Genomic DNA, 14,267 nt, shown 5'->3' with positions numbered 1-14,267 from the left:
CGCATCCACCGCACGAGAATCGATTTCGTCCCACTGCAAATCCGACACCGGACCGCCTTTCCGCATGTGTGAGGGTGCATCGCTCGGTGCTGATCTCGGGTCGTCCGCGGAGCGGAACAAGGGAGATCGCGCCTGGGCGGACGCATGTGATTTCAGCATAGTCACGCGCACATGCCGGGGCTCGACTGTGACGGGCCGCGCCGGGGAGGCAACGGCGTCCGGGCGGACGGACAGGAGGCATGACGTAGAATCGACGAGGAATTTCCGGTGATAGCGGGGACGATGGACATCAGCACGACCACGGGGCGCGACGCGCGTCTCGACAGCCCGTCGCTGCGTCGCACCATCCGGGCATATGTCGCGCTCACCAAGCCGCGCGTGCTCGAGCTGCTGCTGGTCACCACGGTCCCTGTCATGATCCTCGCGCAGGGCGGCATCCCCGATCTCTGGCTCGTGCTCGCGACGGTCATCGGCGGATCGCTGAGCGCGGGGTCGGCGGCGGCCTTCAACATGTACCTCGACCGCGACATCGACGCGCACATGCAGCGCACCGAGAACCGGCCGCTGGTGACCGGAGAGGTCTCCGAGCGCGGCGCCCTCATCTTCGCCTGGACGCTGGCCGCGGTCTCGACGCTCTGGCTCGCGCTCACGACGAACCTGCTCGCGGCGGGGCTCTCCGCGGGAGCGATCTTCTTCTACGTGGTGATCTACACGATCCTGCTCAAGCGCCGTACCGAGCAGAACATCGTGTGGGGCGGCATCGCCGGCTGCTTCCCTGTGCTGATCGGCTGGTCGTCCGTGACCGGCTCGCTCTCGTGGGCGCCGTTGATCCTGTTCGTGCTCGTCTTCCTCTGGACGCCGCCGCACTACTGGCCGCTGTCCATGAAGTACAAGGACCAGTACGACGACGTGGATGTGCCGATGCTCGGTGTCACCCGTTCGGGTTCCCAGGTGGGGCTCCAGGTGATCCTCTACGCGTGGGCGACGGTGGCGACATCCCTGTTGCTCATCCCCGTGGCGAACATGGGACTCGTCTACACGACATCGGCGCTCGTGTTCGGCGGCTGGTTCATCTACGAGTCGCACCGCCTCTACGGCCGCGCGGTGCGCGGCACCGAGCCGCGCCCGATGCGCGTCTTCCACGCGTCGATCACCTACCTGACGCTGCTGTTCGTCGCGATCGCGATCGACCCGCTGCTGCCGTTCTGACCGGCGGTCGTCCCTCTCTGCGGAGAGCGGGCTCTTTCGCAGGCGTATATTTAGTTCATATCAAGTAACTAAATTGCGCATCGCCCGAGCGAGGAGCCCCGTGACCGACCCCCGGAACCGTCCCGTCAAGACCAGCCTGTTCGACAGAGAGCACCCGCACTACAAGTGGCTCGCGCTGAGCAACACCACGCTCGGCATGCTGATGGCCACGATCAACGCCTCGATCGTCATCATCTCGCTGCCGGCGATCTTCGAGGGGATCGGTCTCAACCCGCTCGAGGCCGGCAACGTCAGCTACCTGCTCTGGATGCTGATGGGCTACATGCTCGTCAGCGCCGTGCTCGTGGTGACCTTCGGTCGCCTCGGCGACATGTACGGCCGCGTGCGCATCTACAACCTCGGCTTCGTCGTGTTCTCCGTGGCATCCATCGCCCTCTCGCTCGACCCGTTCTCGGGCGGCCCGGGAGCCACCTGGCTGATCCTCTGGCGGCTCGTGCAGGGCGTCGGCGGGGCGATGCTCTTCGCCAACTCCACCGCGATCCTCACCGACGCCTTCCCGGCGCACCGTCGAGGCATGGCGCTCGGTGTGAATCAGGTCGCGGCGATCGCCGGCAGCTTCATCGGTCTCATCATCGGCGGCCTCCTGGCCGTCATCGACTGGCGGGCCGTGTTCCTCGTGAGCGTGCCGATCGGCATCATCGGCACGATCTGGTCGTACGTGTCGCTCAAGGAGGTCGGCGCGCGCAACCCCGGCAAGCTCGACTGGCCCGGCAACATCACCTTCGCCCTCGGTCTCTCGGCGCTCCTCACCGCGATCACCTACGGCATCCAGCCCTACGGCGACAGCACGACAGGATGGACGAACCCCTGGGTGCTCGGAGGCATCGTCGGCGGCATCCTGCTGCTCGTGGCGTTCGTTTTCATCGAACTGCGCTCGTCGGCTCCGATGTTCGACATGCGCCTGTTCCGCATCCGTGCCTTCGCCATGGCGAACCTCGCGGGCCTCCTCGCCGCGATCGGACGCGGCGGCCTGCAGTTCATGCTGATCATCTGGCTGCAGGGCATCTGGCTGCCCCTGCACGGCTACGCCTACGCGGACACCCCGCTGTGGGCGGGCATCTACATGCTCCCGATCACGATCGGCTTCCTCATCGCGGGACCGATCTCGGGCACGCTCTCCGACCGCTTCGGCGCGCGCCTGTTCGCGACCGTGGGCCTCCTGATCGTCTCCGTGACCTTCGTGCTGCTGCTGCTCATCCCGGTGAACTTCGAGTACTGGCAGTTCGCGATCATCACCGGACTGTCCGGTCTCGGATCCGGCATGTTCGGCGCGCCCAACCGCAGCGCGATCATGAACAGCGTGCCGGCGAGCGAGCGTGGAGCCGCATCGGGCATGGCCGGCACCGTGCTCAACGCCGGAACCTCGCTGTCGATCGGGCTCTTCTTCTCGCTGCTGATCGCGGGCCTCGCGACGAGCCTCCCGGACGCGATGAAGTCGGGTCTGACCGCCCACGGCGTGCCGGCCGACGCCGCCGCGCAGATCGCGCAGCTGCCGCCCGTCGGCAGCGTCTTCGCGGCGTTCCTCGGCTACAACCCGATCCAGACGCTGCTCGGCCCGACCGGTGTGCTCGACCACCTGCCGGCATCGGATGTCGCGGCTCTCACCGGCAACCAGTTCTTCCCGCAGCTCATCTCGGAGCCCTTCCATGATGGACTGGTCATCGTGTTCCTCGCCGCCGCCATCATGTCGTTGATCGGAGCGATCGCCTCCCTCGTGCGCGGTCGCCACTATGTACACGCCGCCACTGCGCCCGTGCCGGTCGTGAGCAGCGCGTCGTGACCGGCGGCGGCGTTCATCCCGGCGACGCCGAGCGTCTGTCCGTGGTCGTGGGGCGGATCAACCGGCGCATCCGAGCGAACGCCGACGGGCTTTCCTACGGGCTGACGTCGACGCTGTCGAGCATCGTGAGGCTGGGGGAGACGCGCGCATCCGACCTCGCGCGCATCGAGGTGGTGACCGCGCCGAGCATGACGAGGATCCTCGCCGACTTGGAGCAGCGCGGACTGATCGCCCGTCATGACGATCCTGACGATCGCCGCGCGACGGTCGTGATCCCGACCGATCTCGGCGTCGCGACCTTGCTGCGCGCACGCGCAGAGAGGGCCTCCCGTGTGGGGGAGGCCCTCTCCAAGCTCGGCGAGCGCGACCGCGAACGACTGGTCGATGCTCTCGACGCCCTCGAGCGCCTCGCGATCCGTGTCGACGAGGCGGCTGCGGGGCTCTAGCTCACTTGCTGTCGGTCGTCTCCGGCGCGGCGGGCGCGACGGGCAGCTCGTCGGCGACGGGCTCGGTGGGCTCGGCCAGGGCCGGCTCGGCGCTGATCGGGTCGGTCACGCCTTCCGGCCAGACCGGCGCGGCCACGGGGACGATGGGGGCGGCGAACACGCGGGCGGCTGCGGCGAGCGCAAGCACCGCGACGAGGCCCACGAGGCCGGCGACGATGAACGCCGCGCCGAGGAGGACCCACGACTGGCCCGCGTACACCTCGATCCCGGTCGCGGTCTGGTTGCCGAGCGTCGTGGTCATGACGGTGATCTTGTCGATCACGAGCCAGACGCCGAAGCCGATGCTGAGGATGGAACCGAGCGTCAGCACCCAGTAGGCGATGCTGCGGGTGAGGCGCGGGCGGGGGGTCATCGGTGGGATCTCCTTCCGGTCGGCCGGGGTGGCCGAGCCGCCTTCCCAGCCTTGTCGCCTGGCGCGGAGACCGCAAACTCTGCGGCTATGGATTCCCTAAGAAGCGGCGACCACCGTGCGCTTCAGGTTGAGCACGACGGCCGTCATCGCCGCCACGAGGGTCACCGCGAGCACCATGTGCACGTTCACGAGCGCGATGGGGAGCCCGGTGTTCGCCTGGATGAGACCGACCGCGATCTGCACGAGCTCGACGGCCAGCAGCAGCGACGTCCACAAGCGCAGGCGAAGAGCGGGCTCGGTGCGGAAGGAGCTCGCGACCAGCGCCACGGTCAACGCGAATGTGACGTAGGCCGGTATCGCGTGGATGTGCTGCAGCACCTCGGAGTCGAGGCCGTTGCGGATCGCATGCTCATCGCCGGCATGCGGGCCCGATCCGGTGACGAGGATGCCGACGATCACCGTCAACAGCACGAAACCGCTCGTCACGTGTGCGACCGCCGCGTACCAGGTCGGCACCGCGCGCACGCGGGGCCCCGGCACGGCGTAGACGCGCACGACGAGCGCCGCCGACAGGGCGACGAGCGGCACCGACGCGAAGAAGTGGAGGCCCACGACGTAGGGGTTCAACTGGGAGAGCACGGTGATGCCGCCGAGCACCGCCTGCAGCGGGATGTACATGCCGACGAGCAGCGACAGCCAGAAGAGGTCGCGGCGCTGCTTCCGGTAGCGCAGGGTCAGCACGAACGTCACGATCGCGATGATCGCCAGCACGAAGGTGAGGCTGCGGTTGCCGAACTCGATCAGGCCGTGGATCCCCATCTCGGGGGTCGCCACGAGCGAGTCCGCCGTGCACTTGGGCCAGGTGGGGCATCCGAGACCCGAACCGGTCAGCCGCACGAGGCCGCCCGTGCCCACGATCGCGATCTGCACGACCAGCGTCGCCCAGGCGGCGACGATCATGCTGCGGCCGGGTCGCTCGGGCAGATAGGACAGCAGTGAGCGACGGCGCGCGACGGCGGGGTCTGCGGACATGGGCGGATGCCTCCACGGAGGCCGTCAGCGGCGCGACGGCGCGGTGCGCGCCACCCTCGGGGTGGGCGGAACCTGTAGGATCGGATGTGGGATGCGACGCATGCGCGTTCCGCATCACAGACAGTGTAGGCGCGCAGATTGTGCCTGCTGACCGGGCCCGGAAGCGGCATCCTCCCGTCACTCCGAACGGGGCGAAGGAATGCCGGAGCGCATGACAGCGCTGAGCCCCAGGAGGAGAGTGACGACATGTCGGATGTGCTGATCGACCGCCCCGAACTCGAGGGCATCGGTGTCTACGAGTTCGGCTGGCACGACGCGGATGCCGCGGGTGCGAGCGCGAAACGAGGTCTCAGCGAGGCCGTCGTGCGCGACATCTCCGCCCTGAAGGCCGAGCCGGAGTGGATGCTGAAGACGCGTCTGAAGGGCCTGTCGCTCTTCGACCGCAAGCCCATGCCGACGTGGGGCGCCGACCTCAGTGCGATCGACTTCGACAACATCAAGTACTTCGTGCGCTCGACCGAGAAGCAGGCGCAGTCGTGGGAGGACCTCCCCGAGGACATCCGCAACACGTACGAGCGCCTCGGCATCCCGGAGGCGGAGCGCTCGCGGCTCGTCGCCGGCGTCGCCGCGCAGTACGAGTCGGAGGTCGTCTACCACCAGATCCAGGAGGATCTGGAGCGTCAGGGCGTCATCTTCATGGACACCGACACCGCGCTGAAGGAGCACCCGGAGTTCTTCGAGGAGTACTTCGGCACCGTGATCCCCGCGGGCGACAACAAGTTCGCGGCGCTGAACACCGCGGTGTGGTCGGGTGGCTCGTTCGTGTACGTGCCGAAGGGCGTGCACGTGGAGATCCCCCTGCAGGCCTACTTCCGCATCAACACCGAGAACATGGGTCAGTTCGAGCGCACCCTGATCATCGCCGACGAAGACTCGTACGTGCACTACATCGAGGGCTGCACGGCGCCGATCTACCAGAGCGACTCGCTGCACTCGGCCGTGGTCGAGATCATCGTCAAGAAGAACGCCCGGGTGCGCTACACGACGATCCAGAACTGGTCGACGAACGTGTACAACCTCGTCACCAAGCGTGCGATCGCCCACGAGGGCGCGACGATGGAATGGGTCGACGGCAACATCGGCTCCAAGGTGACGATGAAGTACCCGTCGATCTACCTCATGGGCGAGCACGCCAAGGGTGAGACCCTCTCGGTCGCCTTCGCCGGTCCCGGTCAGCACCAGGACGCCGGCGCGAAGATGATCCACATGGCGCCGTACACGCAGTCCTCGATCGTCTCGAAGTCGATCGCCCGGGGCGGCGGTCGCGCGGGCTACCGCGGCGAGGTGCGAGTCGACCCGAACGCGCACCACAGCGCCAACACCGTGCGCTGCGACGCGCTGCTGGTCGACACCATCTCCCGCTCCGACACGTATCCGGCGATCGACATCCGGGTCGACGACGTGCAGCTCGGGCACGAGGCCACGGTGTCGAAGGTCAGCGAGGAGCAGCTCTTCTACCTCATGAGCCGCGGCCTTCCCGAGGACGAGGCGATGGCGATGATCGTGCGCGGCTTCATCGAGCCGATCGCACGGGAGCTGCCGATGGAGTACGCACTCGAACTCAACAAGCTCATCGAGATGGGCATGGAAGGATCCGTCGGCTGATGACGACAGCGACCGAGGCCCCCTCGCACGACGAGAAGGGCCACATCGACCCTGCCGCCGCCGTGGTGACCGCCGCGACCGTGCCGGTGCAGACACGTTCGGAGCGATTCCGTTCGTTCGATCCCGAGGCTTTCGAGCGTCCGACCGGCCGCGAGGTGAACTGGAAGCACACCCCCGTCGCGCGTCTGGCCCGTCTGTTCGACGCGGCAGACCCGCAGACCGACGGGGTCACGGTGACCGTGACGCCGACCACGGATGCCGCGGCATCCGCTCGGGGCGCCGTGTTCCGGCCCGAGGACCTGCCGTCCGCGATCGCGTGGGCGCAGAGCCCCGAGGCCGTCTCGGTCGTCGTCGACGGGGAGCACGAGGTGCCCATCCGCGTCGACGTCGCCGGCACCGGCGGGCGGGCGACCGCGCACGTCGTGATCGAGGCGCGTCCGCACTCGCGTGCGACCGTGCTCCTCGACCACACGGGTACGGCGGAGTTCGCCGAGAACGTCGAGATCGTCGTGCGCGACGGCGCGGACCTCACCGTCGTCGCGCTCCACCGGTGGGCGGATGACGCGGTGCACGCGGCATCCCATCAGGCCCGGGTCGACCGCGACGCGCACCTGCGTCACATCGTCGTCAGCTTCGGCGGCGGCGTCGTGCGGGTGAACCCGAGCGTCGAGCTCGCCGGCGCCGGCGCGGTCGGAGAGCTCTACGGTCTCGCGTTCGCCGACGCCGGCCAGCACCTCGAGAGCCAGGTCTACCTGCACCACAAGGGCGGGCACACCTCGGGCGACGTGCTGTACAAGGCCGCCCTGCAGGGCGAGACGGCGCGCACCGTGTGGGTGGGCGACGTGCTCATCGGGCCGGATGCGGTCGGCACCGACTCGTACGAGGCGAACCGCAACCTGGTGCTCACCTCCGGTGCGCGCGCCGACTCCATCCCGAACCTCGAGATCGAGACGGGCGACATCGTCGGCGCCGGTCACGCGAGCGCGACCGGCCGCTTCGACGAGGAGCAGCTGTTCTACCTGCAGGCCCGCGGCATCCCCGAGGCCGAGGCCCGACGCCTCGTCGTGATCGGCTTCCTCGCGGAGATCGTGCAGAAGATCGGCGTGCCCGACCTCGAGGAGCAGCTGACCGCCGCCATCGAGGCGGAGCTCGCGGGGGAGGACGCCCGATGACCGCGACCCGCGTGGCCGCGCTCAGTGCGCTCGAGCCCGACAGCGCGATCCGCGTCGAGATCGGCGGCGTCGCGATCGCCGTCGTGCTCGACTCGAACGGCGTCGTGCACGCGATCGGCGACACCTGCACGCACGGCGACATCTCACTCGCCGACGGCTTCGTCGAGGGCGAGACCCTCGAGTGCTGGGCGCACGGCTCCGCGTTCTCGCTGTGCACCGGCAAGCCCCTCAACCTCCCCGCCTACGAGCCGGTGCCCGTCTACGAGGTCGTCATCGACGGTGACGACGTGCTCATCGACCCGGCCGTCACCAAAGACCTGAGCTGAAGAAGGAACATCCCCCATGTCTGTCCTGGAGATCCGCGACCTGCACGTGACGGTCGAGACCGACGAAGGCACCACGCCGATCCTGAACGGCGTGAGCCTCACGATCCGCAGCGGTGAGACGCACGCCATCATGGGCCCCAACGGCTCCGGCAAGTCGACGCTCGCGTACACGATCGCCGGCCACCCGAAGTACACCGTCACCGGCGGTTCGATCACGCTCGACGGCGCCGACGTGCTGGCGATGAGCGTCGACGAGCGCGCCCGCGCGGGGCTGTTCCTCGCGATGCAGTACCCGGTGGAGATCCCCGGTGTCACCGTCACGAACTTCCTGCGCACCGCGAAGACCGCCGTCGACGGCGAGGCGCCCTCGATCCGCACCTGGACCAAGGACGTCAAGGCCGCGATGTCGAACCTGCGCATGGACGCGAAGTTCGCGCAGCGCAACGTCAACGAGGGCTTCTCGGGCGGCGAGAAGAAGCGCCACGAGATCCTGCAGCTCGAGCTGCTCAAGCCCGCGATCGCGGTGCTCGACGAGACCGACTCCGGACTCGACGTCGACGCGCTGAAGATCGTCTCGGAGGGTGTGAATCGCGCGAAGGAGGCCACCGGCCTCGGCGTGCTCCTGATCACGCACTACACGCGCATCCTGCGCTACATCCAGCCGGACTTCGTGCACGTGCTCGTCAAGGGCCGCGTCGCGGAGGAGGGCGGTCCCGAGCTCGCCGAGCGTCTCGAGAACGAGGGCTACGACCGCTTCCTCGAGCCCGCCGCCGGCGCGGAGGCCTAGGCTGTGTCCATGACCGCGACGCTGACCCCCGAGAAGTACGACGAGGTCACCGAGGCGCTCAAGGACGTCATGGACCCCGAACTCGGGATCAACGTCGTCGACCTCGGCCTCATCTACGATCTGGCCTGGGACGACGAGAACGACGCGCTCGTGATCCACATGACCCTCACCTCGGCGGGCTGCCCGCTCACCGACGTGCTCGAGGAACAGACCTCGCAGGCCCTCGACGGGGTCGTCGAGCGCTTCCGCATCAACTGGGTGTGGATGCCGCCGTGGGGCCCGGAACGCATCACCGACGACGGCCGCGACATGATGCGGGCGCTCGGTTTCGCGATCTGACGGCGCGATGCGGCATCCATAGCGGTGCTGGCTAGGCTCGAGCGGTGACCCTTCTGCCCCTCGAGGCTCTGCCCATCGACGTGCTCCGACAGCGGTCGAGCACCAAGTGGCGGCGCTACCCCGACGACGTCCTGCCGCTGTTCGTCGCCGAGACCGATTTCCCCCTCGCCCCGGCGATCACCGCACGCCTCGCGCGTGCCGTGGAGATCGGCGACACCGGTTACACGCCTCCCGAGCCGGGTATCGCGGAGGCGTTCCGCGGGTTCGCGGCGCGGCACTGGGACTGGGATGTCCCGCGCAACCGCATCTTCTGGACCGGCGACGTCATGATGGGGGTCGTCGAGGTACTGCGCCGGGTCGTGGCGCCGGGCGAGCGGGTCGTGGTGATGCCGCCCGTGTACCCGCCGTTCTTCGACACCGTCGAGGAGGCCGGCGCGGTCGTCGAGCGGGTGCCGCTCGCTCGGACGAGCGACGGCTGGGAGATCGATCTCGAGGGCGTCGGTGCGGCGCTGGCCGCCGGCGCGCGTGCGGTGCTGCTGTGCAACCCGCACAACCCGACGGGCACGGTGCACACGCGTGAGTCGCTCGCCGCCCTCGCAGAGCTGGCCGAACGCTTCGATGTCGCGGTAGTGAGCGACGAGATCCACGGACCGCTCGTGTACGACGAGCATCCGTTCGTGCCGTTCCTGACCGCATCGGCTGCCGCGGCCCGCACCGGGTTCGCGATCACGAGTGCGAGCAAGGCCTACAACCTCGCCGGACTCAAGGCGGCGCAGATCATCGTCGGCACCGACGAGCACGCCGCCCTCGTCCGCTCCTTCCCGTGGGAGGTGGAATGGCGCACCGGCCTGTTCGGGGCGCTGGCGAACGTCGCCGCGTTCTCGCCCGAGAGCGATGAGTGGTTGGCGCGGCTGCGTCTGACCCTCGATCTCAACCGCGTCCTCGTCGCCGATGTTCTCGCGTCCCACCTCCCGGATGCGGTCTACCGGGTGCCGCAGGCGGGCTACCTCGCCTGGATCGACGTGTCGGCCTACGGGTGGGGCGACAACCCCGCGGTGCGCATCCGGCGGGAGGCGCGGGTCGCGCTGCATCACGGACCACTGTTCGGCGACGAAGGCATCGGCCACGTGCGCCTGAACTTCGGGTGCGCGCCCGAGGTGATCGAGGAGGCGATCGCGCGCGTCGGCGCGCTCGTGACGCGCTGACGAGTTTGCGCACCATAGAGAGGTAAGGCTAACCTAACTGGGTGACCAGCTCGGTGGAGACCTCCGTCCGACCCGCCTACCGGCCCTACCGGGCGCGGGTGGTGGGCGTCGAACGACTCGGCCCCTCGTTCCGTCGCGTGCACTTCCACGGCGACGGGTTCGAGGACTTCGGCACCGCCGGACTCGACCAGCGCCTCAAGCTCCTGCTGCCGACCCCCGAGGCCCCAAGGACCGGCATCGCCGATGAGCCCCACGACGGGCTCTGGTACGCGCGCTGGCGGGCGATGCCCACCGCCGAGCGTCCGATCCTGCGCACGTACACGGTGCGGCGCATCCGCGAGGGTGTGCTGACCATCGACTTCGTCGTGCACCACGACGCCGGGCCCGCGGGCGCCTGGGCCGAGGCGGCCGATCTCGGCGACGAGATCGTCATCGTCGGCCCCGACGAACTCAGCTCCGACTCGCGCAGCGGCATCGACTGGCACCCCCGCGGCGCCCGCACCGTGCTGCTGGCCGGCGACGAGACGGCGGCGCCCGCGATCTGCTCGATCCTCGAATCGCTCCACGGCACGGATGTCGCGGCTACCGCGTTCATCGAGGTGCCGCACGCGGCCGACGCGCAGCACGTCGAACTCGCACCGCGTTCGACGCTCACCTGGCTCGCCCGCGACGAGGCCGAGCACGGCGAGACGCTCATCGACGCGGTGCGCGTCTGGTGCGCGGCATCCCGCCATCATCTCGACTCCGTTGCGGCCGCCGAGCGTCAGGAGCTGGCGGACATCGATGTCGACCGGGAACTGCTCTGGGATGCCCCGACAGGTGGCGTCGGCGACTTCTACGCATGGATGGCGGGGGAGTCCTCGGTCGTGAAGACCCTGCGTCGACTGCTCGTGCAGGATCACGGCGTCGACCGCTCCCGGGTCGCATTCATGGGCTACTGGCGAGCGGGGCAGTCGGAGCGCACGGAGTGACCCCCGGTCACAGAGGGCGCCGCACCGCGGTGCTCTGGACTGCGGCGTGCCTGACGCTCGTCGCCGTCGTCGTCGCGAGCCTCGCGATCGGCTCCCGTCCGATCGCGCCGGACGTCGTGTGGCAGGCCCTCACGGTGTTCGATCCGAGCAACCCCGACCACAGCGTCGTGGTGACCCAGCGGGTGCCGCGCACCGTCATCGGTCTCGCGGCGGGAGCGGCGCTGGGGCTCGCCGGCACGATGATGCAGGGCCTGACCCGCAACCCGCTCGCCGATCCCGGACTGCTCGGTGTGAACGCCGGGGCATCCGTCGCGGTCTTGCTGGCGATCACCGTGCTCGGCGCCGCCACACCCGAGGCGTTCGTGTGGTTCGCGTTCGCGGGCGCCGCCGCCGCAGCCCTCCTCGTGGGAGCGGTCGCGGGCATCGCCGGGGCACAGCCCGCGCGGCTCGCGCTCACCGGCGCGGCCGTCACGGCGGCCCTCACCGCGATCGTGCTCGCCGTTCTCACCTCCAGCGCCACGACTCTCGCCGTCTACCGGTACTGGACCGTCGGAGGTCTCACCGCGCGCGGTCTCGACGCGGTCGCCCTCGTCGCCGTGCCGCTCGTCATCGGCGCCGTGATCGCGCTCGGCGTCGCCCGCGGACTCGATCTGCTCGCCCTCGGCGACGACGTCGCGGCCGGCCTCGGCCACTCCGCCACCCGCACCCGGATTCTCGGCGTCGTCGCGAGCGTGCTCCTGTGCGGCGGCGCGACCGCCATCGCGGGCCCGATCGTGTTCCTCGGACTCGCGGTGCCCCACCTCCTGCGCCCGCTCCGCGGCGGCTCGTACAGCCGCCTCATGCCCTTCGCGATCCCCGTCGGTGCCGCCCTCCTCGTGAGCGCCGACGTCGTCGGGCGTCTGATCGCCCCGCCCGGCGAGGTGCAGGCGGGAGTGGTCGTCGCCTTCCTCGGTGCTCCGCTGCTGATGCTGCTCGTGCTGCGCCGCCGGCTGGTGACCGTATGACCGCGCTCACCGCCTCGCTGGCGGCCGTCGACCGGGTGCGTCGCGGCCTGCGCCGACGCGCGCTCCTGGTCGCCGCCGCGATGACCATCGTGCTGCTCGTCGCGGCGACCCTCGCGCTCGGCCTCGGCGACTACCCGATGGACCCCGGGCAGGTGCTGCGCACCCTCGTCGGAGGCGGGACCCGCATCGAGACCTACATCGTGTGGGAGACCCGGATGCCGCGCTTCGCGATGGCTGTCGTGGCCGGGGGCGCTCTCGCCCTCGCCGGGGCGCTCCTCCAGGCGCTGCTGCGCAACCCGCTCGCGAGCCCCGACCTGCTCGGGATCAGCGGTGGCGCGAGCGCCGCCGCCGTGGTCGGACTCCTCGTGTTCGGCATCGCCGGGCCGCTGCTTGCCGTGGTCGCGTTCGGCGGGGGAGCCGCGGTGGCGGTGCTGCTGCTCGTGGCCGCCGCGCGGCGCGGACAGAGCGGCTTCCGCATCATCCTCGCGGGCATCGGCGTCTCGTTCCTGTGCGCCTGCGTGATCGATTACCTGCTGACCCGGTCGAAGATCGAGCAGGCGCAGGCGGCGTACGTGTGGCTCGCGGGAAGCCTGAATGCGACGCCCTGGTGGCAGGTCGCCACCGTCGCCGCCGTTGTCGTCGTCACGCTTCCGGCGGTGCTGCTCGCGGCACGCGACCTGCCCGTGCTCGCCCTCGGACCCGACGCGGCGTCGGGGCTCGGCGTGCGGCTCGGGTTCGTGCGCCTCGCGGTCATCGCGGCGGCCGTGCTTCTCACCGCCACGGTGTGCGCCTTCTGCGGGCCGATCTCGTTCGTCGCGCTGTGCGCGCCCGCGATCGCGCGCTCGCTGCGCCGCGGCGCCGCTCCCTCGCTCGGCACGAGCGCGCTCGTGGGCTCCGTGCTTCTCGTCGGTGCCGACCTCGTCGCGCAGCACGCGTGGCCGGGGCGCAGCATCCCTGTCGGCGCGGTCACCGGCGCGCTCGGCGCCGTCTTCCTGCTGTGGCTCCTCGCGACCTCGAAGGGACGCTTCGCATGACCACCGCCTCCGCCCACTTCCGCGTCGACGGGCTCGCCGCCGGCTACCCCGGGCGCCGGGTCATCGACGGGCTCGACCTCGACATCGCCCCCGGACGGCTCACCGTCATCATCGGGGCGAACGCGAGCGGCAAGTCCACCCTCCTGTCGACCCTCGCGCGACTGCGCGCGCCGCTCGCCGGCCGGGTGACGCTCGACGGCGACGACATCGCGGGGATGCCCCGCCGGAGCCTCGCTCAGTCCGTCGGCCTGCTGCCGCAGCATCCGATCGCCCCCGACGGCGTCACCGTCGCCGAACTCGTCTCGCGAGGCCGCCACCCCCACCGCGGCGCCCTCGGGCGCTGGCGCAGCGACGACGCGCGCGTGGTCGCCGACGCCATGGTGCAGACCGGGGTCGCCGACCTCGCCGACCGTCCCGTCGACGACCTGTCGGGCGGTCAGCGTCAGCGCGTCTGGATAGCGATGGCGCTCGCCCAGCAGCCGCGTGCGCTGCTGCTCGACGAGCCGACGAGCTTCCTCGACCTCGCCCACCAGATCGACGTGCTCGAGCTGCTGCGCCGCATCAACCGCACGGAGGGCACGACCGTCGTCGCCGTCCTGCACGAACTCGCCCTCGCGGCCCGCTACGCCGACGACCTCGTCGTCATGGCGGACGGCGCCGTCATCGCCCACGGTGCGCCGGGCGACGTGCTCACTCCCGCGACCGTCGCGGCCGCGTTCGGTCTCGACGCCGTCGTGATCCCCGATCCCGTGACGGGGAGCCCCCTCGTCATCCCCCGAACGCACGCCGACTCTGCACCCGCCGTGCCATCCCTCCCCTGAAAGG

At 70.0% G+C, this 14,267-nt stretch carries 15 protein-coding genes; 13 read left to right on the top strand and 2 right to left on the bottom strand.

The features are described 5' to 3' along the window. Positions 1–282: 282 nt before the first annotated feature. The 3 genes from BGO15_RS09320 (at position 283) to BGO15_RS09310 (ending at position 3,495) form a co-directional block, all read left to right on the top strand. On the top strand, positions 283–1,209 hold the full coding sequence (locus tag BGO15_RS09320) for a heme o synthase (RefSeq protein WP_056209171.1): 927 nt from the start codon (positions 283–285) through the stop codon (positions 1,207–1,209). Between the two features lie 100 nt (positions 1,210–1,309). Beyond that, the gene (locus BGO15_RS09315) at positions 1,310–3,049 is read left to right on the top strand and encodes an MFS transporter (RefSeq protein ID WP_045245968.1); all 1,740 of its coding nucleotides are present in this window, start codon (positions 1,310–1,312) and stop codon (positions 3,047–3,049) included. Continuing rightward, on the top strand, positions 3,046–3,495 hold the full coding sequence (locus tag BGO15_RS09310; protein WP_056209168.1) for a MarR family winged helix-turn-helix transcriptional regulator: 450 nt from the start codon (positions 3,046–3,048) through the stop codon (positions 3,493–3,495). Before BGO15_RS09315 ends, BGO15_RS09310 begins: the two co-directional genes overlap by 4 nt. A 1-nt stretch (position 3,496) precedes the next feature. Here the strand turns inward: BGO15_RS09310 and BGO15_RS09305 are convergent, their stop codons facing one another. Together BGO15_RS09305 and BGO15_RS09300 are read right to left on the bottom strand one after the other, a co-directional pair. After that, positions 3,497–3,907, bottom strand: coding sequence for a hypothetical protein (locus tag BGO15_RS09305; RefSeq protein ID WP_045245971.1), 411 nt, complete (start codon positions 3,905–3,907; stop codon positions 3,497–3,499). A 96-nt stretch (positions 3,908–4,003) separates the two neighbouring features. Further along, entirely contained in the window at positions 4,004–4,939 is a 936-nt protein-coding gene (locus BGO15_RS09300; protein ID WP_056209165.1) for a COX15/CtaA family protein, read from the bottom strand. 246 nt (positions 4,940–5,185) lie between these two features. Here BGO15_RS09300 and sufB point away from each other — a divergent pair, with 246 nt between their 5' ends. The 10 genes from sufB to BGO15_RS09250 are packed head-to-tail and all read left to right on the top strand — an operon-like array spanning position 5,186 to position 14,263. Further along, positions 5,186–6,604 (top strand): Fe-S cluster assembly protein SufB, encoded by a 1,419-nt coding sequence (gene sufB / locus BGO15_RS09295; RefSeq protein ID WP_056209163.1) that lies wholly within the window; start codon positions 5,186–5,188, stop codon positions 6,602–6,604. Next, positions 6,604–7,776 carry a Fe-S cluster assembly protein SufD gene (gene sufD / locus BGO15_RS09290; RefSeq protein ID WP_056209160.1) on the top strand — a complete coding sequence of 391 codons (1,173 nt, stop codon included), beginning with the start codon at positions 6,604–6,606 and terminating at the stop codon, positions 7,774–7,776. The genes sufB and sufD overlap by 1 nt, the downstream gene beginning before the upstream one ends. After that, positions 7,773–8,102 carry a non-heme iron oxygenase ferredoxin subunit gene (locus BGO15_RS09285; protein ID WP_056518550.1) on the top strand — a complete coding sequence of 110 codons (330 nt, stop codon included), beginning with the start codon at positions 7,773–7,775 and terminating at the stop codon, positions 8,100–8,102. The genes sufD and BGO15_RS09285 overlap by 4 nt, the downstream gene beginning before the upstream one ends. A gap of 16 nt (positions 8,103–8,118) precedes the next feature. Beyond that, on the top strand, positions 8,119–8,889 hold the full coding sequence (gene sufC / locus BGO15_RS09280) for a Fe-S cluster assembly ATPase SufC (protein ID WP_045245979.1): 771 nt from the start codon (positions 8,119–8,121) through the stop codon (positions 8,887–8,889). A gap of 9 nt (positions 8,890–8,898) precedes the next feature. Beyond that, positions 8,899–9,228, top strand: a complete 330-nt coding sequence (locus BGO15_RS09275) for a metal-sulfur cluster assembly factor (RefSeq protein ID WP_045245981.1) — start codon at positions 8,899–8,901, stop codon at positions 9,226–9,228. A gap of 44 nt (positions 9,229–9,272) precedes the next feature. Further along, positions 9,273–10,433 (top strand): MalY/PatB family protein, encoded by a 1,161-nt coding sequence (locus BGO15_RS09270; RefSeq protein WP_156454692.1) that lies wholly within the window; start codon positions 9,273–9,275, stop codon positions 10,431–10,433. 41 nt (positions 10,434–10,474) lie between these two features. Then, a complete protein-coding gene (locus BGO15_RS09265) occupies positions 10,475–11,404 on the top strand; it encodes a siderophore-interacting protein (protein WP_056518553.1) in 930 nt (309 codons plus the stop codon). Further along, on the top strand, positions 11,401–12,408 hold the full coding sequence (locus BGO15_RS09260) for a FecCD family ABC transporter permease (protein WP_056209157.1): 1,008 nt from the start codon (positions 11,401–11,403) through the stop codon (positions 12,406–12,408). The genes BGO15_RS09265 and BGO15_RS09260 overlap by 4 nt, the downstream gene beginning before the upstream one ends. After that, positions 12,405–13,442 carry a FecCD family ABC transporter permease gene (locus BGO15_RS09255; RefSeq protein WP_273188306.1) on the top strand — a complete coding sequence of 346 codons (1,038 nt, stop codon included), beginning with the start codon at positions 12,405–12,407 and terminating at the stop codon, positions 13,440–13,442. The genes BGO15_RS09260 and BGO15_RS09255 overlap by 4 nt, the downstream gene beginning before the upstream one ends. Continuing rightward, the gene (locus BGO15_RS09250; protein ID WP_056209154.1) at positions 13,439–14,263 is read left to right on the top strand and encodes an ABC transporter ATP-binding protein; all 825 of its coding nucleotides are present in this window, start codon (positions 13,439–13,441) and stop codon (positions 14,261–14,263) included. The genes BGO15_RS09255 and BGO15_RS09250 overlap by 4 nt, the downstream gene beginning before the upstream one ends. The last annotated feature ends 4 nt before the right edge of the window (positions 14,264–14,267 follow it).

Origin of the sequence: Microbacterium sp. 71-23 (assembly GCF_001897265.1) — a bacterium.
In the GTDB taxonomy this organism is placed as follows: domain Bacteria; phylum Actinomycetota; class Actinomycetes; order Actinomycetales; family Microbacteriaceae; genus Microbacterium; species Microbacterium ginsengisoli.
The sequence above is the reverse complement of the archived record's forward strand: the minus strand, read 5'-3'. Positions and strand labels throughout refer to the sequence as shown.

Coding starts and splice junctions, on each gene's coding strand:
- sufB (WP_056209163.1), top strand. CDS start 5,186: ATGTCGGATGTGCTGATCGACCGCCCCGAACTCGAGGGCATCGGTGTC.
- BGO15_RS09275 (WP_045245981.1), top strand. CDS start 8,899: ATGACCGCGACGCTGACCCCCGAGAAGTACGACGAGGTCACCGAGGCG.
- BGO15_RS09285 (WP_056518550.1), top strand. CDS start 7,773: ATGACCGCGACCCGCGTGGCCGCGCTCAGTGCGCTCGAGCCCGACAGC.
- BGO15_RS09300 (WP_056209165.1), bottom strand. CDS start 4,939: ATGTCCGCAGACCCCGCCGTCGCGCGCCGTCGCTCACTGCTGTCCTAT.
- BGO15_RS09320 (WP_056209171.1), top strand. CDS start 283: ATGGACATCAGCACGACCACGGGGCGCGACGCGCGTCTCGACAGCCCG.
- BGO15_RS09305 (WP_045245971.1), bottom strand. CDS start 3,907: ATGACCCCCCGCCCGCGCCTCACCCGCAGCATCGCCTACTGGGTGCTG.
- BGO15_RS09250 (WP_056209154.1), top strand. CDS start 13,439: ATGACCACCGCCTCCGCCCACTTCCGCGTCGACGGGCTCGCCGCCGGC.
- BGO15_RS09255 (WP_273188306.1), top strand. CDS start 12,405: ATGACCGCGCTCACCGCCTCGCTGGCGGCCGTCGACCGGGTGCGTCGC.
- sufD (WP_056209160.1), top strand. CDS start 6,604: ATGACGACAGCGACCGAGGCCCCCTCGCACGACGAGAAGGGCCACATC.
- sufC (WP_045245979.1), top strand. CDS start 8,119: ATGTCTGTCCTGGAGATCCGCGACCTGCACGTGACGGTCGAGACCGAC.